This is a genomic window from Streptomyces sp. NPDC057428 (assembly GCF_042803195.1).
Taxonomy (GTDB): Bacteria; Actinomycetota; Actinomycetes; order Streptomycetales; family Streptomycetaceae; genus Streptomyces.
On record NZ_JBHVCT010000110.1, the window covers coordinates 1 to 17,362 of the forward strand.

At 70.5% G+C, this 17,362-nt stretch carries 18 protein-coding genes, 1 tRNA gene and 4 pseudogenes; 12 read left to right on the plus strand and 11 right to left on the minus strand.

Annotation, left to right across the window (positions count from 1 at the left end; genetic code table 11):
- The coding region (locus tag ACFU5K_RS28190) for a tyrosine-type recombinase/integrase (protein ID WP_384066596.1) at positions 1–356 on the plus strand (356 nt) is incomplete at its 5' end.
- A gap of 109 nt (positions 357–465) precedes the next feature.
- Here the strand turns inward: ACFU5K_RS28190 and ACFU5K_RS28195 are convergent.
- Positions 466–539, minus strand: a tRNA-Pro gene (locus ACFU5K_RS28195).
- Positions 540–589: 50 nt separating this feature from the next.
- Positions 590–3,247, minus strand: coding sequence for an ATP-binding protein (locus tag ACFU5K_RS28200; RefSeq protein WP_384066598.1), 2,658 nt, complete (start codon positions 3,245–3,247; stop codon positions 590–592).
- 105 nt (positions 3,248–3,352) lie between these two features.
- Between ACFU5K_RS28200 and ACFU5K_RS28205 the strand changes: the two genes are divergently transcribed.
- The 3 genes from ACFU5K_RS28205 to ACFU5K_RS28215 all read left to right on the plus strand — a co-directional run bounded on the left by ACFU5K_RS28205 (position 3,353) and on the right by ACFU5K_RS28215 (position 4,837).
- Positions 3,353–3,886: a DUF309 domain-containing protein gene (locus ACFU5K_RS28205; RefSeq protein ID WP_384066600.1), complete on the plus strand. Its 534-nt coding sequence runs from the start codon at positions 3,353–3,355 to the stop codon at positions 3,884–3,886.
- A 105-nt stretch (positions 3,887–3,991) separates the two neighbouring features.
- Positions 3,992–4,414, plus strand: coding sequence for a DUF350 domain-containing protein (locus ACFU5K_RS28210; RefSeq protein WP_384066602.1), 423 nt, complete (start codon positions 3,992–3,994; stop codon positions 4,412–4,414).
- 63 nt (positions 4,415–4,477) lie between these two features.
- The gene (locus tag ACFU5K_RS28215) at positions 4,478–4,837 is read left to right on the plus strand and encodes a hypothetical protein (protein WP_384066604.1); all 360 of its coding nucleotides are present in this window, start codon (positions 4,478–4,480) and stop codon (positions 4,835–4,837) included.
- Positions 4,838–4,941: 104 nt separating this feature from the next.
- Here ACFU5K_RS28215 and ACFU5K_RS28220 read toward each other — a convergent pair.
- Positions 4,942–5,055, minus strand: a pseudogene (locus tag ACFU5K_RS28220) (oxidoreductase); the annotation flags it as partial.
- A 119-nt stretch (positions 5,056–5,174) separates the two neighbouring features.
- Complete coding sequence (locus tag ACFU5K_RS28225; RefSeq protein ID WP_384066606.1) at positions 5,175–5,939, minus strand: sulfite exporter TauE/SafE family protein; 765 nt, start codon at positions 5,937–5,939, stop codon at positions 5,175–5,177.
- Positions 5,940–6,087: 148 nt separating this feature from the next.
- Here ACFU5K_RS28225 and ACFU5K_RS28230 point away from each other — a divergent pair.
- From ACFU5K_RS28230 to ACFU5K_RS28250, 5 genes and pseudogenes are all read left to right on the plus strand, one after another.
- A pseudogene (locus ACFU5K_RS28230) lies at positions 6,088–6,204 on the plus strand (LacI family transcriptional regulator); the annotation flags it as partial.
- 193 nt (positions 6,205–6,397) lie between these two features.
- A pseudogene (locus tag ACFU5K_RS28235) lies at positions 6,398–6,853 on the plus strand (carbohydrate ABC transporter permease); the annotation flags it as partial.
- A 40-nt stretch (positions 6,854–6,893) separates the two neighbouring features.
- Positions 6,894–7,925 carry a hydroxyacid dehydrogenase gene (locus ACFU5K_RS28240; RefSeq protein ID WP_384066608.1) on the plus strand — a complete coding sequence of 344 codons (1,032 nt, stop codon included), beginning with the start codon at positions 6,894–6,896 and terminating at the stop codon, positions 7,923–7,925.
- Positions 7,922–8,080 carry a hypothetical protein gene (locus ACFU5K_RS28245; protein WP_384066610.1) on the plus strand — a complete coding sequence of 53 codons (159 nt, stop codon included), beginning with the start codon at positions 7,922–7,924 and terminating at the stop codon, positions 8,078–8,080. Before ACFU5K_RS28240 ends, ACFU5K_RS28245 begins: the two co-directional genes overlap by 4 nt.
- A gap of 64 nt (positions 8,081–8,144) precedes the next feature.
- Positions 8,145–8,726, plus strand: a complete 582-nt coding sequence (locus ACFU5K_RS28250; RefSeq protein WP_384066612.1) for a dihydrofolate reductase family protein — start codon at positions 8,145–8,147, stop codon at positions 8,724–8,726.
- Between the two features lie 59 nt (positions 8,727–8,785).
- Here ACFU5K_RS28250 and ACFU5K_RS28255 read toward each other — a convergent pair whose 3' ends face one another.
- From ACFU5K_RS28255 to ACFU5K_RS28275, 5 genes are all read right to left on the minus strand, one after another.
- Positions 8,786–9,424, minus strand: a complete 639-nt coding sequence (locus tag ACFU5K_RS28255) for a lactate utilization protein C (protein WP_384066614.1) — start codon at positions 9,422–9,424, stop codon at positions 8,786–8,788.
- Complete coding sequence (locus ACFU5K_RS28260) at positions 9,421–10,965, minus strand: lactate utilization protein B (RefSeq protein ID WP_384066615.1); 1,545 nt, start codon at positions 10,963–10,965, stop codon at positions 9,421–9,423. Before ACFU5K_RS28260 ends, ACFU5K_RS28255 begins: the two co-directional genes overlap by 4 nt.
- Positions 10,962–11,729, minus strand: a complete 768-nt coding sequence (locus tag ACFU5K_RS28265; protein WP_384066617.1) for a (Fe-S)-binding protein — start codon at positions 11,727–11,729, stop codon at positions 10,962–10,964. The genes ACFU5K_RS28260 and ACFU5K_RS28265 overlap by 4 nt, the downstream gene beginning before the upstream one ends.
- A gap of 213 nt (positions 11,730–11,942) precedes the next feature.
- A complete protein-coding gene (locus ACFU5K_RS28270; RefSeq protein ID WP_384066619.1) occupies positions 11,943–12,689 on the minus strand; it encodes a FadR/GntR family transcriptional regulator in 747 nt (248 codons plus the stop codon).
- Between the two features lie 77 nt (positions 12,690–12,766).
- Entirely contained in the window at positions 12,767–13,042 is a 276-nt protein-coding gene (locus ACFU5K_RS28275) for a hypothetical protein (RefSeq protein ID WP_384066621.1), read from the minus strand.
- A 174-nt stretch (positions 13,043–13,216) separates the two neighbouring features.
- On the opposite strand from ACFU5K_RS28275, the gene ACFU5K_RS28280 reads away from it, so the two are divergent.
- Positions 13,217–14,116: a DUF2510 domain-containing protein gene (locus ACFU5K_RS28280; RefSeq protein WP_384066623.1), complete on the plus strand. Its 900-nt coding sequence runs from the start codon at positions 13,217–13,219 to the stop codon at positions 14,114–14,116.
- 125 nt (positions 14,117–14,241) lie between these two features.
- Here ACFU5K_RS28280 and ACFU5K_RS28285 read toward each other — a convergent pair.
- Positions 14,242–14,715 (minus strand): annotated as a pseudogene (locus tag ACFU5K_RS28285) (hypothetical protein); the annotation flags it as partial.
- 421 nt (positions 14,716–15,136) lie between these two features.
- Between ACFU5K_RS28285 and rpmF the strand changes: the two are divergent.
- The gene (gene rpmF / locus ACFU5K_RS28290; protein ID WP_384066625.1) at positions 15,137–15,307 is read left to right on the plus strand and encodes a 50S ribosomal protein L32; all 171 of its coding nucleotides are present in this window, start codon (positions 15,137–15,139) and stop codon (positions 15,305–15,307) included.
- 6 nt (positions 15,308–15,313) lie between these two features.
- On the plus strand, positions 15,314–16,489 hold the full coding sequence (locus ACFU5K_RS28295) for a GTP-binding protein (protein ID WP_384066626.1): 1,176 nt from the start codon (positions 15,314–15,316) through the stop codon (positions 16,487–16,489).
- A gap of 141 nt (positions 16,490–16,630) precedes the next feature.
- Here the strand turns inward: ACFU5K_RS28295 and ACFU5K_RS28300 are convergent.
- The coding region (locus tag ACFU5K_RS28300) for a GTP-binding protein (protein ID WP_384066628.1) at positions 16,631–17,362 on the minus strand (732 nt) is incomplete at its 5' end.

Here is a 17,362-nt window from a genome sequence, read left to right on the forward strand (position 1 = left end):
CTCCGCCGGATACGGAGACTTACGTCCCACCAGGACACCCTTCCTCGGATCGAAAGATCCATTGTCAGAGTGTCCACACCACCGGGGTCACCTCAGACGACGTCGTCACCAAGCTCGGCTACGAGCATCTGCGCCGCCACGACCTCCGACACACGGGACTGACCTGGTTCGCCGACGCCGGGGTCCAAGTGCACGTCCTCCGCAGAATCGCCGGCCACGGTTCACTGACCACCACCCAGCGCTATCTGCACCCGGACGTCCACAAGATCACGGCCGCCGGGGCGGCGCTCTCGGCCCACTTCAACGTGTTGCGCGCACCACGCTCGCTGCCGAGCCCCATCGTCATGACCCGCTGACCCGGTCAAGGAGGCCGGACCTCCAGCTGGTCCCCAACTGGTCCCCAAAAATGATCAAGGGCCGGTTTCGGATTGCTCCGAAACCGGCCCTGACCTCGACTGTCTCCAGTCGGGACGACAGGATTTGAACCTGCGACCCCTTGACCCCCAGTCAAGTGCGCTACCAAGCTGCGCCACGTCCCGATGCGATTCCGCCCGGTGTTCCCGGGTGGCCGCGCAGGACAAACATTACCTCACTCTGAGGACCGCATCGACGTCCGTACCTGCTGGGCGCGGGTCGCCAGCCCCTCCGCGCCGCACGCCGCCGCGAGCTTCTGCGCACGCGCGACCTCCCTCTGGGAGCGGATCGCGATGCCGTACTCGAAACGGGCCATGGCGTGCTCGTAGGCCGACGAGGACGCCTCGAGGTGGCGCACCGACTCGGCCAGCAGGTGGACGGCCTCCTCCGGTGGCGCGAAGAGGGCCACGCAGCGCAGGGCCTCACCGATCGCCGTGTCCGTGCCGAAGCGCTCCGCGTGGACGCGGGCGCGGGTGGCAAGCTGTGCGGCGCGGCCCGGGTCGGTGTCGGCGAGCGCGCGGGCGAGGTCGCCGGCCCAGGGTGCCCACACGCCGTTGAACCGGCCACGGGGTTCCAACGCCGCTCCCGCTGCCTCCAGCTCGGCCACGGCGTCCTCGGTCCGGCCTTCGGCGAGCAGCAGCCGGCCTCGTACGCAGGGGGCGTCCGGCAGGACCATGGCGCTGGGGTAGGGCGGGCCGAAGTCGTACCGGTCCGCGACCAGCCGCGCCTCCGCAGTCCGCCCGCGGGCGATCAGGGTGTCGACGAGCAGGCAGGCGGCGTCCCAGTGGACGGGCAGTCCGCTGCCCGCGCGGTCGGCGAGCCGCAGCCCCTCGCGCAGGAAGCCCTCCGCCTCCGCGAGCCGTCCGCGGCGGCGGTGCACGAGGCCGAGCAGGGTGTGGGCGAACGCGAGGTGGGCGCCGCTCCAGCCGGAGATCTCGAAGGCGCGCACCGCCTCGCCGAAGAGTTTCTCGGCCCTGTCGAGCTGATCGGTGAACGCGTAGGTGATGCCGACCATCGCTGGGAGTTCGAAGCCCCATTCGGAGTCGGTCCAGCCGAGCCCCCGCGCGGGCCTGCCGTCCACGAGCGCGCGTTCGCAGAAATCGATGACGACCTGGGCGTTCTCGCCACGGAGCATGGCGTCGAAGGCCCGCAGGGTGAGCAGGGCCCGCTCGGCGTTGTCGCGGCCCTTGAGGTGGTCGGCGTTGCGGGCGAGCCGGGCCGACCGCGCGGGGCCGTCGTCCTCGGTGGCCTGCATGCCCTCCCACAGGAAGTGGGCGGCCTGGAGGCGCATCAGGCCGGGGCCCGGAGCCGTGCGGGAGGCTTCTGCCGCCAGTGACAGAGCCGCGTCCTTGAGCTGGTTGTTGTGGGAGAGCGCGGAGGCGAGGCGGAACGTGGCATCGATCCGGAGGGCCCCGTCGAGTCCCGGCGTGTCGAGGGCGGCGCGCAGGTACTGGACCGTGGTGGCGGGCGAGGACAGCAGTGTGGCGCAGCCGAGTTCGTAGAGCAGCGACGCACGGTCGTGGGGGCGCGGCGGTTCCTCCAGCGCTCGCTCGAGGCAGCGCCTGGCGGCTTCGGGGGCGCCGACCGCGAGGTGCTGGCGCGCCGCCTCGCGGAGCTGGGAGACAAGCTCCTGGTCGTCGTCCGGGTGGACTTCGAGCAGATGCCGGGAGGCTGCCGCGGCGCCGAGTCCGGCCTGGGTGATCGCCCAGGCGGCCCGTCCGTGCATGGCGGTGCGTGTGGCGGGCGGGATGGAGCGGTACACGGCGCTGGCGATGAGGGGGTGGACGAATTCCAGCGGGTCGAATCCGCTGACGATACGGGCGTCGCGCAGCCGGGCCGTGCAGTCGGCGGCCTCCGCCGAGCTCATCCCGGCCAGGGTGGCGGCGAGTTCCTGGGAGATCTCGGTGCCGAGCACGGCCGCCGCCCAGGCGAACCGGTTGGCGTTGGTACCCAGGCGTTCGAGCCGGGCGACGAGTCCGCTGCCCCGTGCGGACGCGCCGAGTTCGCGCAGCATCCCGGCGGACTCCTCGACCGGCGGAAGCTCGCGGTCCTGTGCCTTGGCGACGAGCTCGACCGCCTCGTAGGGGTTGCCCCCGGTGACGGCCCAGACCTCACGGCAGAAGGGGTCGTCGGCGTGGTCTCCCAGTCCGGCCCGTACCAGTTCGGCCGTGGCGTCGGGGGTGAGGGCGCGCAGTGCCACCCTGATCAGCGCGGGGTGGCCGGCGACCCCGCTGCTCTCCGGGGTCCGGCCGATGGCCCAGTCGGCGTTGCGGTCCTCGAGTTCCTGGGGGCGGTGTGCCTGGATGACCAGGACGGGCAGTTCGGAGAGCCGCGCGGTGAAGCCGGCCAGCCAGGCGAGGGATTCGCCGTCCGCCCAGTGCGCGTCGTCCACTATGAGGAGTAAAGGCCGGTGGCTCAGCCGGGAAGCAAGCCTGGAGACCACGTAGTCGAGGCCGTCCCTGACGCCCTGCGGGTCGGGCTGCGGCCCGCTCGGCTCGGCCAGACCGAGTGCGGGCGCGGTGATCTCGAACCAGTCCCCGAAAAGGGCTCGGGCCTCGTCGGCGGGGAACCGGTCCAGTGCGGGCTGCAGGAGCTGGCGCACGACGTGGAAGGGCACGGAGGTCACCGTCTCGCCCCCGCGCGCCGACCAGATGGTGCAGCGGTCGGCGGCCATCGTCTGGATCTCGGTGAGCAGCGCGGTCTTGCCGATGCCGGCTTCGCCGCTGAACACCAGCAGTCCGCCTGCCGCTTGACCTCCGCAGAGGGCGTCCACCGCCTGTGCGGCTGCGGCGAGTTCCGGTTCGCGCTCGTACAACGGCCGGGACGACTTCATGCCTCCCCTTCCCAGAGTGATTGCGGAATCCCGAGCCTAGTCGCGCGCGGGTGCCCACGGACAGGTTTGAGCCGGTTCTCCGCAGGTACGGGGCACAATCGGACGGTGGACGAATCGCGCAGGGACCGTGACGAGGAAGGACGGGCGCGCAACGCGCGCCCCCGGGACGGACTGGGGCGCCCCCTGCCCTACGGCACCGAAGGGGTGGAGCGGCAGCCGGAAGGCGTGGTCCGCTCCCCCGGCGAGACGGTTCGTGAGGCGCAACGGCTGCTGGACGCGGGAATGCCCTTCCACGCCCACGAGGTCTTCGAGGACGCCTGGAAGTCGGGTCCGGACGCCGAGCGCGAACTCTGGCGTGGGCTCGCGCAGATGGCGGTGGGTCTTACGCACTCCGCACGGGGCAACGCGGCTGGTGGAGCACGCCTGTTGAGGCGCGGGGCGGGGGCCGTCGAGGAGTTCCGGGAGTCGGACCCGTACGGGATCGGGGTGGCCGGGCTGATCCGCTGGGCCCTGGAACTGGCGGGCCGGGTGGACCCCCCGCCGGACGGGTCCGGGGCGCCGGAGCGCGGGGGCGTCCCGGCCGTGGACGCGGCGGCGGAAGCTCCCCGGCTGCGGCGGGGAGACCGGCCAGGGGCGTGAGCATCCGCGTGCGATAGGTTTTGGGCTTTCCCGACGGCATGTTGATCACGCCTGTCATGCTCACGTTCCATTCTTCGACCACTCGCTCAGGAGACGGACGCCCCGATGACCGACATCATCAACGGCCTCGGCCGTGCCATCGCATACGGCGCCCTCGGCGTCGTACTGCTCGTCCTCGGCATATTTCTGATCGACGCCCTCACCCCGGGCAAGCTCGGCCGCCAGATATGGGAGGAGCGCAACCGCAATGCCGCGGTGCTCCTGAGCTCGGCGCTGCTGGGTGTCGGCGGCATCGTGTTCACGTCGATCTGGACGACGTACGAGGACTTCGGCAAGGGACTCGTCTCGACCGCGGCCTTCGGACTGCTCGGGCTGGTCATGATGGCCGTCGCCTTCCTCGTGGTCGACCTCGTGACGCCCGGCAGACTGGGGGCCACGCTGGTGGAGCGGGAACCGCACCCGGCGGTGTGGGTCACCGCCGCTTGCAACCTTGCGGTGTCCGCCATCGTCTCGGCGTCGATCGCCTGATCGTGCCCGGCGATCCGGCCGTCCGGCGCACGTCCCGCGGCGCAGCCATTACGATCCGGCCTCATGAGCACTTCTGACCAGGAACAGGACCAGGCCGCACCGGAGCGTGACCAGGAGCAGGACGCGACCACGGCAGTGATACCCGAGCCCGCCGAGGGGGAGCGCGGAAGACTGACGCCACGGCAGGCACGGCAGCTGCGGATCGTCGTCTCCTCGGTGGGCATGGCGCTGATGGCCGCCGTCCTCGCACTGCACATCGCCAGCCGTTCCTCCGTACTGGTCGTCGGGGTGTACGGCCTAGCCCTCATCCTCTGCGGTGTGGTGATCGAGCTGAGCAGGAACGGCCGCACCCGGATGGGCAGTTGGCTGCTGGGCATCGGCCTGGTGGCGGCCGTCGGCGCGGACTGGCTGCTCATTCCCTGATGCGCGAGCCCCGGCCGGGCTCCCCAGACCCCGGGAACATCCTCACAGCGCCGAGATCCGCACGGGCGGGCCCTGCGGATCGACGCGCCGGTGAGCTGGCGTGGGCGGGGGATGCCGCCCGCCCGCTGTTCGCGTTCCAGGATCTCCACCCGGTCCACGCCCGCTCCGGCGAGTCCGGCGCCTGCCGCCAGGCCGGCGGGGCCGGCATCGACGATCAGGACGTCGACCTCACGTGCCGCCCGCGCGTCGTACGTACAGCACCCCGGTCACCTACGGCAGCGCCCGTGAACAGGCGGAGATCGCCGAGGGCATCGTCTGCCCCGCCCCTGGGCGGCCTTCAGACGAGCAGCAGCTGGAGGCCGCCCAGGACGGTGGCTCCGATCACGATCCGGTCGAAGAGCTTCTGGTTGATCCGGCCGACGCAGGCACGGCCGAGGTACGCGCCCGGGATGACGAACAGCACGAGAGCGGCGTCGAGCAGGAGCGACTGCGCGTCGATGAGTCCGAGGCCGACGCTGAAGGGCACCTTGGACGTGTTGACGATCAGGAAGAACCACGCCGAGGTCCCGAGGAAGCCCAGCTTCCGGAAGCCTGCGGAGAGCAGGTAGAGCGACATCACGGGGCCGCCCGCGTTGGCGACCATGGTGGTGAACCCCCCGAGCACTCCGTACGAGCGGGCCTTCAGGCGCCCCACGCCCGTGGGACCGGACGTGTCCTCGTCCGCGGCCTCCTCGGGGCGTGCCCGCCGTCGCCACACGGTGACACCGGCCATGAAGAGCAGGATCGCGCCGATCGAGGTCCGTACGGCGGCGTCGTCGGCCCACATCATGAAGAGGGTGCCCGCCGCGACGCCCACGGCGACGGCGGGGAAGAGCCTCAGCAGGGTCGGCCAGTGGGCGTGACGGCGGTAGACCAGCACGGCGAGCACGTCGCCCGCGATCAGGATCGGGAGCAGCACGCCGGTCGATTGGCGTGCCGGGAGTACGGCTGCGAAGACGGCGAGGCTGATCGTGTTGGCACCGCTCACTGCGGTCTTGGAGAAACCGACGAGCGTGGATGCCGCCGCGAGCGCGGCCAGTTGCCAGAGTGTGATGGTGTCCATTGCGGGTCAGATGGTAGACACATATTCCTTTGGGCGGATCATCGTCCCGTCCTGCGATCGCACCACGGCCCCGCCCCCTCGCTATGCTGCGACCGCTCACGCAAACGTTCAGACGAACACGGCACAGCGGTAGGCAAGGGGGCCAGCCATGCGGGAGCCGGTCGAGCTGAGGCGCAAGCGCATACTCGCGGTGGTGCACGCGCGGGGCGCGGTCAAGGTGAGTTCGCTCGCCACCGAGCTCGACGTCTCGGCGGTCACGCTGCGGCGGGACGTCGAGGAACTCGCCGCATCGGGGATGCTGAGGCGCGGGCACGGGGTGGTCCGCCCCATGGAGGAAGCGGAGCGGACACGGTCGGCGCCCGCCGTGCTCGCCACACGGCGGGGGCGCCTGGAACGTCTCGCTGGCCGACGGGCCCAGCCGCCGGGTGTCCGCCTTCTGGCAGCGGCTCACCGACCAGGTGGCGCAGCCGGTGCTCGCCCTGCCGCTCCATCCGATGGCTTCCGGCGCCGGGCTGGTGAACACCTTCTGGGCGGTCTTCATCCCCGTCCTCTTCAACAGCCAGGGCTACGTGCCGGACGAGGTGCTCGAAGCCGGGCGGATGGACGGCGCCGGCGAGCTGGCGGCCTACTTCCGGGTCGCGCTCCGAATGCTGGGCCCCGGGGTGGTCACCGTCTTCCTGTTCCAACTCACCGCCATCTGGAACAACTTCTTCCTGCCCATGGTGATGCTCTCCGATCAGGACCTGTATCCGGTCAGCCTCGGCCTCTGCACCTGGAACAGCGCCGCGTCCGTGTCGCCCGAGTACTACCCCGTGGTGATCATGGGTCCGCTGCTCGCGGTGCTGCCCCTGATCCTCGCCTTCGCCCTGCTCCAGCGTTTCCGGCGGTCCGGACTGACGGCGGGCGCCGTCAAATATCCGTACCGACCCGCCCTGACGACCGCTCAGGAGAACCATGCCCAGCACTCCCCCCGCCCACCGCAGGCCGCGCGCCGCACTCGCCATGGGAGCGGACGCCGCGGCCGCGGTGCTCCCCCCGGACTCCCTGGCGGCCCTGGCCGGGGTGTGCACCCTCGCGCCGCAGCCGGCGCTCGACGACTTCACGACCGGAACGGCGCGTGCCGTGCTCGCGGACACGGAGGTCCTGGTCACCGGCTGGGGCTGCCCGCCGATCCACGCCGGAGTGCTGGCCGCCGCGCCCGCGCTGCGGGCCGTCGTGCACACCGCGGGCTCGGTGCGCGGTCATGTGACCGAGGCATGCTGGGACCGGGGCATCGAGGTCTCGTCGGCGGCGGCGGCGGCCAACGCCCTGCCGGTCGCGGAGTACACGGTCGCGATGATCCTGCTGTCCGGCAAGCGGGTCCTCGAACGGGCCCGGGACTACCGCGCCACGCGGGCACGCGACGCCTGGCTCGCCACACCCCCCGGCGTGGGCAACTACCGCCGTACGGTTGGCATCCTGTCCGCATCGCTGATCGGCCGACGGGTCATCGAACTCCTTCGTCCCTACGACCTGCGGGTCCTTCTGCACGACCCGTACGTCACGGACACGGAGGCGACGGCGCTGGGGGCCCACCCCGTCGGCCTGCCCGCCCTGTTCGCCGGGAGCGACGTGGTCAGCGTCCACACGCCGCTGCTGCCCTCGACCACGGGACTGGTGGACCGGGAGCTGCTCACCTCGATGCGGCCCGACGCCGTCCTCGTCAACACCGCCCGGGGAGCGGTCGTCGACCAGGAGGCCCTCACCGACGTACTGCGGGCCGAACGGATCCGGGCGGTGCTCGACGTCACGGACCCCGACCCGCTGCCGGAGGACCATCCGCTGTGGGACTGCGACAACGCCCTCATCACCCCGCACCTCGCGGGGTCCCAGGGCAACGAACTGCGGCGGCTGGCCGACCTGGCCGTCGGTGAGGTCGCCCGCTGGGCCGCGGGCGACGGCTTCTCCCATCCCGTGCGACGCGAGAGGCTGGCATTCCTGGCATGACCTCGCTGACGGCGGAGCCGCCCACCGCCGCGCTCGGCTCGACGGTGGGCGGGGTGGACGTGAACGGGGACACGGTGACTCTGCGTTGGGATGACGACGGCGTGGTCACCGGCGTGTCCTTCGCCCCACTGGAGGTGAAACACCGCGAGCCGTGACGAGTCCGGCGTCAGCCGCAGGACGATGGCCGTACTGTCGAAGCCGGACCGAGGAGGACTTCTGATGCGCAGCGTGACCTACTCCATGGGCGTCTCCCTTGACGGCTACATCGTGGGACCGGACGGCCGCTTCGACTGGTCGGAACCCGACGAGGACGTCTTTCGCTTCTGGATCGACGATATCCGGAAGGTCGGCGTCCACCTGCTGGGGCGGCGGCTTTACGAAACGATGCTGTACTGGGAGACCGCCGATCAGGATCCGGCGGCCGACGACGCGGCGCTCGAGTGGGCCTCGCTCTGGAACCCGCTCCCGAAGGTGGTGTTCTCCACCACGCTGTCGACGGTGCAGGGCAGTGCCCGTCTGGCCTCCGACGGTCTGGCGGAGGAGGTCGAGCGGTTGCGTGCCGCACCGGGGAAGGGCGACATCGCGATCGGCGGCGCTACTCTCGCCGCCGAGGCAGCCGCACTGGACCTGATCGACGAGTACCAGGCCATGGTCCACCCGGTGCTGGTCGGAGGTGGCATTCCGTTCTTTCCCCGGCACGAGCGCCGGGTCGACCTCGAACTCGTCGAAAACCGCTCCGTCGGCGCGGGCGCCCTCTACCTCCGCTACCGGGTGGCACGCCAGGCCTCGTCCGAGAGGTGACGGATCAGCGGGGTGGCCGTCGCTGGTGCCGCGACCGGCAATGTTTGCCGGGAGGAACACTAGACGTCGGTGCGGATCACCACCGCGAGGGTGCGGGGTCCGTGGACGCCCTCCACCCGTTCCAGCTCGATGTCAGAGGTGGCCGAGGGCCCGCTGATCAGGGTGGTCGGCCGCTCCGGTACCAGCCTGGCCACCGCCTCGGGCACCCCGGCCACGACGGAGGAGAGGTCGACGACGCACACATGGAGGTCGGGTACCAGGGACAGCGCCCGCCGGCCCTGGTCCGGTGACCCGTCCAAGAAGATCGTGCCCGTCTCGGCGCACGTGACGGCCGAGGCGGTCACGACCCCGTCCAGGGCGTCCAGAGCCGGTGCGGGAATGTCCGCGGAGTCCCGCTGCGCCTCGCCGTCGTACGCGGTGAGCCACTGTTCGTCCAGGCCCGGCGGCACCCCGATGCGCCGGGCGCCACGCTCCCGCAGGATTCCGGCGATCACATCGGCCGTGCGGTCGGCGGTGCAGGGGTGCACCTGCGCCTTGTAGTCGACGAGCCGGTCGGTGAGGAGCCCGAGGCGCTCGGCGTCCGGCAGCGTGCGTCCGGTCCGGTAGGCGCGCGGAACCGGCCTCTCGCGGGCGGGCGCGAGCGCCAGGGCGTCCCGAATCCGGCCCAGCACCGTGTCGCGTGCGTCCGTGGTGGTCACCGGTCCTCCTCTGGGTCCTGTGCGGTACGCCGGGCGCCCTCGTCTGCGGCGGCGCGCATGGCCGCCGCCCCCTCGGCCGACGCGAGCCACGTGCGGAACGACTGCCTGGGCGGGGCGGCGGTGTCGCGGCTGTCGCTCCAGCCGCTGAACGGGGCGGGCAGGCGCGAGATCGTCGCGTCACGTCCGCCGGCGACCCGGCCGAGCGCCGCCGCCTTCTGCGCCGCCGTGAACAGCTTGGGCCGGCTCATCACTCCGGCGGCGGCCTTCATCGCCACCTTCTCCGCGGTCGTGCCCGACTCCTCGGTGTGCTGGTGGCGCAGTTCGACGAGCATCGAGGGAATGTCGATCTTGACGGGGCAGGCGTCGAAGCAGGCTCCGCAGAGGCTGGAGGCGTACGGCAGCGAGCTGTTGGGGTCGTCCTTGGCGGCATGCATGCCCGCGAGTTGCGGGGTGAGTACCGCTCCGATCGGGCCGGGATAGGTCGATCCGTAGGCGTGGCCGCCGGCCCGCTCGTACACGGGGCAGACGTTCAGGCAGGCCGAGCAGCGGATGCAGTTGAGGGCCTCACGGCCGATGGCGTCGGCAAGGGCGGCGGTACGGCCGTTGTCGAGGAGGACCAGGTGGAAGTTCTGCGGCCCGTCCCCCGGGGTCACGCCCGTCCACATCGAGGTGTACGGGTTCATCCGCTCTCCGGTCGAGGAACGCGGCAGCAACTGCAGGAAGACTTCCAGGTCCTGATAACGCGGCAGGACCTTCTCGATCCCCATCACGGCGATGAGGGTGTCGGGGAGGGTCAGGCACATGCGGCCGTTGCCCTCCGACTCGACGACGGCGAGGGTACCGGTCTCGGCGATGCCGAAGTTGGCGCCGGACACGGCCACCCGGGTCGTCATGAACTTCTCGCGCAGGTAGGTGCGGGCGGTGGCGGCGAGGTGCGCGGGCACGTTGTCGAGTTCGGGGTCGACGCCGGGGATCTCGTCGAGGAAGATCTGCCGGATCTCGTCGCGATTGCGGTGGATCGCGGGCACGAGGATGTGCGACGGCTTGTCGTCGGCGAGCTGCACGATCAGTTCGGCGAGGTCCGTCTCGTACGGCGTGATGCCCACCGCCTCGAGGTGCTCGTTGAGGCCGATCTCCTGCGTGGCCATGGACTTCACCTTGATGACGTCGCTGCTGCCGGTCTCCCTGATCAGCCGGGTGACGATCTCGTTGGCCTCGGCGCCGTCACGCGCCCAGTGGACGGTGCCGCCGTGTTCGGTGACCTTGCGCTCCAGCTCCTCCAGAAGGTCGGGAAGCCGGTTCATCGTGTCCGTCTTGACGGCCGATCCGGCGTCGCGCAGGGCCTCCCAGTCAGGGAGTTCACCGGTGACGTGCAGCCGCTTGGCCCTGATGGTGCGGGTGGCCCTGCCGAGGTTCCGGCGCAGTTGCTCGTTGCGCAGCTCGTCGTGCGCCGCCTCGGGGAACGTCCGGTCGCCGCGCAGGTTGCCCGTGCCGTACGGGGAGCGGGGCGGGGCGGCGGGCATGCCGAGGAACGTACTCATCGTGCGGCCTCCAGCGGGGTGTACGGCGCGGTCCGGGTGGAGCCGAGGATCTGGGCGAGGTGCAGGGTGCGCGTGCCGGACTTGATACGGGAGAGGCCTCCGCCGATGTGCATGAGGCAGGAGGAGTCCCCTGCGGTGCACACATCGGCCCCGGTCCCCGAGATGTTGCGCATCTTGTCCTGGAGCATCGCGGTGGACGTGTCGGCGTTCTTGACGGCGAAGGTGCCGCCGAAGCCACAGCACGAGTCGGCCTCGGGCAGTTCGACGAGATCGATGTCCTCGACGGCGCGCAGCAGCCGCAGCGGCTTGTCGCCGACCCGGAGCATGCGCAGTGAGTGGCAGGTGGGGTGGTAGGTGACGCGGTGCGGGAAGTACGCCCCGACCCCGGTGACACCGAGGACGTCGACGAGGAGCTCGGAGAGCTCGTACGTCTTGGCCTTGACCGACGCGACCCCGGCGCGCAGCGGGGCGTCGCCGTAGCGCTCGGCGACGATCTCGTACTGGTGGCGTACGGAGCCGGCACACGCCCCGGACGGCATGACGACAGCGTCGATCGAGGGGTCCCCGAACTGTTCGGCGAAGTTACGCACCAGCGGAACCGGTTCGCGCTGGTAGCCCGTGTTGACGTGCATCTGGCCGCAGCAGGTCTGACCGGGCGGGAAGACCAACTCGTGGCCCAGGCGTGCGAGCAGCAGCGCGGTCGACTTCACCGCCTCGGGGAAGAGCGTGTCTCCCAGACAGGTGGCGAAGAGTCCGATACGCATGGGACCTCCTCGTGATTTATGGTCCGACCATACTAGCCTCGGTCCGAATGAGGAAGCGGCTGGGCGTGCACGACGGCGGAAGACGAACGGGAGCGGGGACGGCGCACGTGCGCCGTCCCTGCTCCCGTTCCTGCCGCTGCTGCCTCATTCGCTTCCGCACCAGGGAGGTCCGCCCGTCCGGGCGCGGCGCTCCGGATCACCCGCTCACGCTCGTCACGTGTCGCTCGCGTGACTCCCGTCGCCCCCGTCGACGAGCGTCCCGTGCAGGCCGCGGATGTGCTCCTCGACCAGGTCCGCCGCCTCGCTTCCCCGCCCTTCGCGGATCAGCCTCAGCAACCCCGCGTGCTGGCCGTTGAGCGCGCCCGCCGTCGCCGGCCAGTCGTCGGCGCTCTCCAGTGCGTGGAGGATCAGCGGGCGCACGGACTCGCGAACCGCCGAAGTGAGCGTCGAGGTCAGCGCGTTGCCCGAACTCCCCGCGATGAGGACGTGGAAGCGCGTGTCGAGGTCGTTGAACTCGGCCACGCCGACGTCCGGTTGCCCCATCCGGCCGACCAGTCGTTCAGCCGCGTCGAGATCCGCGGCCCGCGAATGCAGCGCGGCGGCCTCCCAGCTCGACCGCTCGAGCACGACCCGCGCCTCCAGCACGTCGTGCAGGCTGTAGCTGCCGAGCGCGAAGTGCAGGCGCAGCAGTCGGCCGAGCGCGTCGTCGGGGTTGCGCACGATGCGCGCACCCGAGTCGGGCCCGCGACCCGGCTGGGCAACCAGGACACCGATGGTCTCGAGCACTCTGAGGGCCTCGCGCAGCGCGGACCGGCTGACCCCCAGAACCGGTGCCAGTTCCCGCTCGGGCGGCAGACGGTCGCCCGCCTTGAGCTCTCCGGCCAGGACCTGCTCCTCGATGCTCTGCAGCACGAGTTCGTGGGTGCGCGACTGCCGTACGGGCTGCCACTCGACGGGCATCCGCTACTCCCTGTTCCGGGCGATAGACATGGACCGACTATGTCACACAGCGTGTGTGGTCGGACCAAACCTGCGGCTCACCGGGGGCGAGGCATTCGCCTCCGGGCCCGGCGCCGCTCCGGGTCGTAGAGCTGGCCGGCTATGCCGGCCAGTACCAGGCCCGCAGCGATGAGCAGGCCATGACCGACGACGATCCCCGCCCCCAGCCCTGCGATGCCGGCGGCGAGCCACAGCCAGGCAGGTCCGTAGCCCCGTCCGCGCGGGGTGTCCCGCCGGAGTGCGCCCCCGTGTCCGGGCCCGGCCTCTCGGGGTCGGCCCTCGGGACCGCTCAGCCGCTCATGGTCGTCGGACATGGTTCGTCCCTCCCGGATCAGCACCGTTGGGCCGATTCCATCGTCGGGGCGGACTGGGGCCGAGGACCATAGGGGTTGGCACCCATCTTGTGGGGGGCCCGGCGTGCAGAAGGGTGGCCACGACCACGCTGTGCGATTCATGCGATTCTCAGTCAGTACGCCTACGGTGCTCTCGTGACCCAGACGACCCCGCCCGGCTGGCACGCAGACCCCGGGCACTCAGGAATCGGCCCCGCACAGGAACGCTGGTGGGACGGGAGCCGCTGGACCGACCAGCTCCGGACCGCGCCGGCGACCGTCCGACGCCGCCGGATACGCATCGGGGCGGGTGCGGCCGCCGGCGTCGTCCTCCTCGCGGCCGTCGGCGGCGGCGCCTACATGCTGGGCAGCAGCTCCGACGACACGGACAACGCCTCCGTCACAGCGCCGCAGAACCCCTCGGGCAGCCCGCGCCTCCCCGGCGCACCGGGCGGCGGCGAGGACGGCGGTGGCGAGGGCCAGAATCCGGATCAGCAGATGCCGGAGACCGAGAAGGGGTACGCGACCGACGCGGCCAGCGGCATCAGCATCCCCGTGCCGGACGGCTGGAAAGGTCAGTCCGGCCCGATCGGCGCCGGGCTGACCACGGGCGACTACGCCTGCCCCGGCGACACGGCCCAGAAGTGCGTGCGGGGCGGAATCTTCTCCGCACCCGCCCAGGCCCTGAAGATCAAGGCGACGACAGCGAAGGCCGCGGCCGAGGCGGACATCAAGGCGAACGCCCAGGAGTCCTACGGCGAGAAGATCTACGGCGGGATCACCTCGCACGAGGAGCTCAAGTCCGAGGCCGTCACGGTCGCCGGCCAGAAGGGCTACAAGGTGCGTTGGAAGGTGGTGACGAAGAACGGCGACGACGGCTACGTCGAGTCGCTCGCGTTCCCCTCGCCCAACCTGAAGAACATGCTCGTCGTCATCCGCTCCGGCTTCGACGTCAACGCGAAGGCACCGAAACTCTCGGTCCTCGACGACATCACCAAGGGCATCAAGAAGGCGGCGGGAACTGGTTTCGGCGCCGGTCCCGGCGAGACCGCCTGAACGCTTCCGCACATCTCGGGGGCCGTACCGGACCGGCCAGCGTGAGCAGGAAGGTGCGCAGCGGGGAGGGGCAGGTGCCGGCCGACGACGGCCAGGACGGCGAAGGCGATGTCGGTGGCCATAGAGATGCAGCCGCCGATCGCTTCCCCGCGGGTGGTGGCGTTGACAGCGCGGAAGATCAGGGCTGGGACCGCGACACCGCCGATCGCGGCGGCGATCGGAAGGGCGGCGGGGCCGAAGGTGAAGGAACGCAGAGACTCACAGGAGTGCGACAGGGGCGAGTTCGCCCAGAGCAGGGCAACCAGGGCGGCACCGATCAGCAGAGAGCCGCTGACCGCGTCCGAGCGCAGGGCAGCAGCGATCCGCGAAACAGCAGACACGAAGGAGACGTCTCCAGCAGCACGAAGGGAGCGTGAGAGCACACCGGCGCATGGCCGGTGAGGTGCCTCCGTGATGCGGCGGGCCCAGCAACCCTTCGGTGGGCAGACGCTCGTGATCGCGCCCCACGAGCTGACGTAACCGTTCGCGCCGATCGGTCGCCGCTCCAGCGGCTCAGGAATCCGAGTGCGAGCAGCCACCCGCCGCAGAGAAGGCAACACTCACCGACGGGCGTTGTGGAGCACGCTACGCGGCGGCCACCCGGACCCGTTGCGGTGGCCGGACTGGACGAACCAGGCGTGGCGCAACGACTTGGTGACGGGGCGCACGCACCTCACGGACCTCGGACCGGGCCTGGCCTTCCGGCTGGGCAGGGGAGCAACTACTCCCGCCCGCACGGCTGAAAGACCCCCGGTTCCGGCCGTCCACCCTTTCGCCCGTGGTGCAACGGGATCGGTGTGCGCAAGGAACAACATCAACCGCGAGAGCACGCCGGAGGGGGCAACCGCAAGTCGGCGAGGAGTACGCCGCCCTCGGGAGGAATCACCGGCGGAGAAACGGCGTCATACCAACCAGAGCCATTTGGTATTGACTATCATTTTCATATAGCGTTCGTTGCCTACGCCGACCCAGGAGGTCTCCATGGCAGTCCCGAAGCGGAAAATGTCCCGCAGCAACACCCGTCACCGCCGCGCGCAGTGGAAGGCCACGACGACTCAGCTCGTGCTGGTCACCGTCGACGGCTCCGTCTATCAGGTGCCGCAGCGGCTGGTGAAGGCGTACGAGCGCGGCCTCCTGCACCCCGAGGACTGATCCTTCATGGCGCAGGACCTGCTGCCCGTCACCGTGCTCTCCGGCTTTCTGGGAGCCGGTAAGACCACACTGCTCAACCACGTCCTCGGCAACCGCGAAGGTCTGCGAGTCGCAGTGATCGTCAACGACATGAGCGAAATCAACATCGATGCGGCACTGGTGCGCGGGGGCGAGGCGGCACTCTCACGCACCGAGGAACGCCTGGTCGAGATGACCAACGGATGCATCTGCTGCACACTGCGCGACGATCTCCTCGAAGAAGTGGACCGACTCGCCCGCGAAGGGCGCTACGACTACCTGCTGATCGAGTCCAGCGGCATCTCGGAACCGATGCCGGTGGCCGCCACCTTCTCCTTCCCACGCGACGACGGGGCGACGCTGGGCGACCTCGCCCGGCTCGACACCATGGTCACCGTGGTCGACGCGGCCAACGTCCTGCCGGAACTGGCCGGGGGTGACGGCCTCGCCGAGCGTGGACTCGACCAGTACGAGGACGACGAGCGCACGGTCAGCGACCTGCTCATGGACCAGATCGAGTTCGCCGACGTCATCGTGCTCAACAAGCTGGACCTCGTGGACGAGCGAGAGCGTGAGCAGCTCAACGCCGCGCTCAACCGCCTCAACCCTGCGGCCCGGATCGTGCCCGCCAGCCGTGGGCGCGTGGAACTGTCCGAGGTCCTCGGTACCGGCCTCTTCGACCTGGAACGGGCCCAGCAGGCTCCCGGATGGGTACGGGAGCTGAACGGGGACCACATGCCGGAGACCGAGGAGTACGGAATCTCCAGCACGGTATTCCGGTCGGACCGCCCCTTCCATCCCGACCGCCTGTGGACGTTCGTCACTGACGGGCTCGACAGCGGCCGGTACGGACAGGTTCTGCGCTCCAAGGGCTTCTTCTGGCTGTCCAGTCGGCCGAATGTGACCGGTCTCTGGTCGCAGGCAGGCTCCGTGGCCCGCTTCGAGCCGTCCGGCGCACGTGACTCCGGGACCACGCAGGGTCAGGAACTGGTCTTCATCGGTACGGATCTGCGCGCGGAGCCCCTCCACGACGCCCTGTCCGCATGCCTGATGTCCGAGGGTGAGGTGCGGCCCGCGGCCGATCCCTTCCCTGCATGGAACACGTACGGCATCGACGACTCGTGTGAGCACGAGCACCCGGACGCCTTGGCAGCGCACCCCTGAACTCCGGGCCGGGCGGTGGTCGCAGCCACGGCATCGTCCGGTCCGGCCCGTACCGCATACGAGTGGGCCCCGCCGACCATGACATCGGTCGACGGGGTCCATTTGCGCCTGACTGCAGGACTCCCCTCCACCAGGGGGTCGTCAGCCGAGCAACGGGTCGGGCACCGAGGCCCACGCATCCCTGTCCTGCGCCAGCTCACGATCGGTCAGCAAAGTCTCGTCGAGTGCCAGTCGGGTGGCCTGCTCATCGAGATCCACTCCGGTGAGGACAATCTCGTTGCGCCGCTCCCCGTAACAGTCGTGCCAGAACAACGACGCGAGGGTGCGCCTCTGAGGTGTGGCGACCTGCCAAGCGCGCGCTTCCTCCGGCTCCAGCCACCTGCCAGCCTCTCGCAGGTCCAGGTGTGCGCCGGCGGAGCGCCAAGTGACCACGGAATCGGGACGGCTGGAAAGCCACAGGTGGCCTCGGCTGCGCACGACTCCCCTCATGACCTTGGCGAGGGCGTCGGCCAGGCGTTGCGGGTGGACGGGACGACGGGCGCGCCACAGCACAGACTCGGCGGAGGGCACGAGGTGGGCGGATCCGCGCCGGATGCCGGGGATCACCATGGGATCCAGGCGCGCCAGCCACTGTTCACCGAAGTCGACCGGCAATGGATGCACAAGGTGCTTCTCGTCGGCGGATGGGTCCAGAAGCGGAGCGGTACCGTTGATCTGCTCGACCAGGGACGCCACACCTGATGCGTACCGGCTGTCGGCGTCTTTCCCCGCAGGCACGTAGTAGGGCTTTGTTAGATCCTGTGGTGTGGTTCGGGGGTTGGTGCGGGTTGGCCGCATATCGAGCAGGCGCCGGTCCAGGTGGCCAGGAGGGTC

Bases quoted from the DNA above. Each gene is read 5' to 3' on its own strand.
- ACFU5K_RS28200 (WP_384066598.1), bottom strand. From the start codon at position 3,247: ATGAAGTCGTCCCGGCCGTTGTACGAGCGCGAACCGGAACTCGCCGCA.
- ACFU5K_RS28210 (WP_384066602.1), top strand. From the start codon at position 3,992: ATGACCGACATCATCAACGGCCTCGGCCGTGCCATCGCATACGGCGCC.
- ACFU5K_RS28215 (WP_384066604.1), top strand. From the start codon at position 4,478: ATGAGCACTTCTGACCAGGAACAGGACCAGGCCGCACCGGAGCGTGAC.
- ACFU5K_RS28225 (WP_384066606.1), bottom strand. From the start codon at position 5,939: ATGGACACCATCACACTCTGGCAACTGGCCGCGCTCGCGGCGGCATCC.
- ACFU5K_RS28240 (WP_384066608.1), top strand. From the start codon at position 6,894: ATGCCCAGCACTCCCCCCGCCCACCGCAGGCCGCGCGCCGCACTCGCC.
- ACFU5K_RS28245 (WP_384066610.1), top strand. From the start codon at position 7,922: ATGACCTCGCTGACGGCGGAGCCGCCCACCGCCGCGCTCGGCTCGACG.
- ACFU5K_RS28250 (WP_384066612.1), top strand. From the start codon at position 8,145: ATGCGCAGCGTGACCTACTCCATGGGCGTCTCCCTTGACGGCTACATC.
- ACFU5K_RS28260 (WP_384066615.1), bottom strand. From the start codon at position 10,965: ATGAGTACGTTCCTCGGCATGCCCGCCGCCCCGCCCCGCTCCCCGTAC.
- ACFU5K_RS28265 (WP_384066617.1), bottom strand. From the start codon at position 11,729: ATGCGTATCGGACTCTTCGCCACCTGTCTGGGAGACACGCTCTTCCCC.
- ACFU5K_RS28270 (WP_384066619.1), bottom strand. From the start codon at position 12,689: ATGCCCGTCGAGTGGCAGCCCGTACGGCAGTCGCGCACCCACGAACTC.
- ACFU5K_RS28275 (WP_384066621.1), bottom strand. From the start codon at position 13,042: ATGTCCGACGACCATGAGCGGCTGAGCGGTCCCGAGGGCCGACCCCGA.
- rpmF (WP_384066625.1), top strand. From the start codon at position 15,137: ATGGCAGTCCCGAAGCGGAAAATGTCCCGCAGCAACACCCGTCACCGC.
- ACFU5K_RS28295 (WP_384066626.1), top strand. From the start codon at position 15,314: ATGGCGCAGGACCTGCTGCCCGTCACCGTGCTCTCCGGCTTTCTGGGA.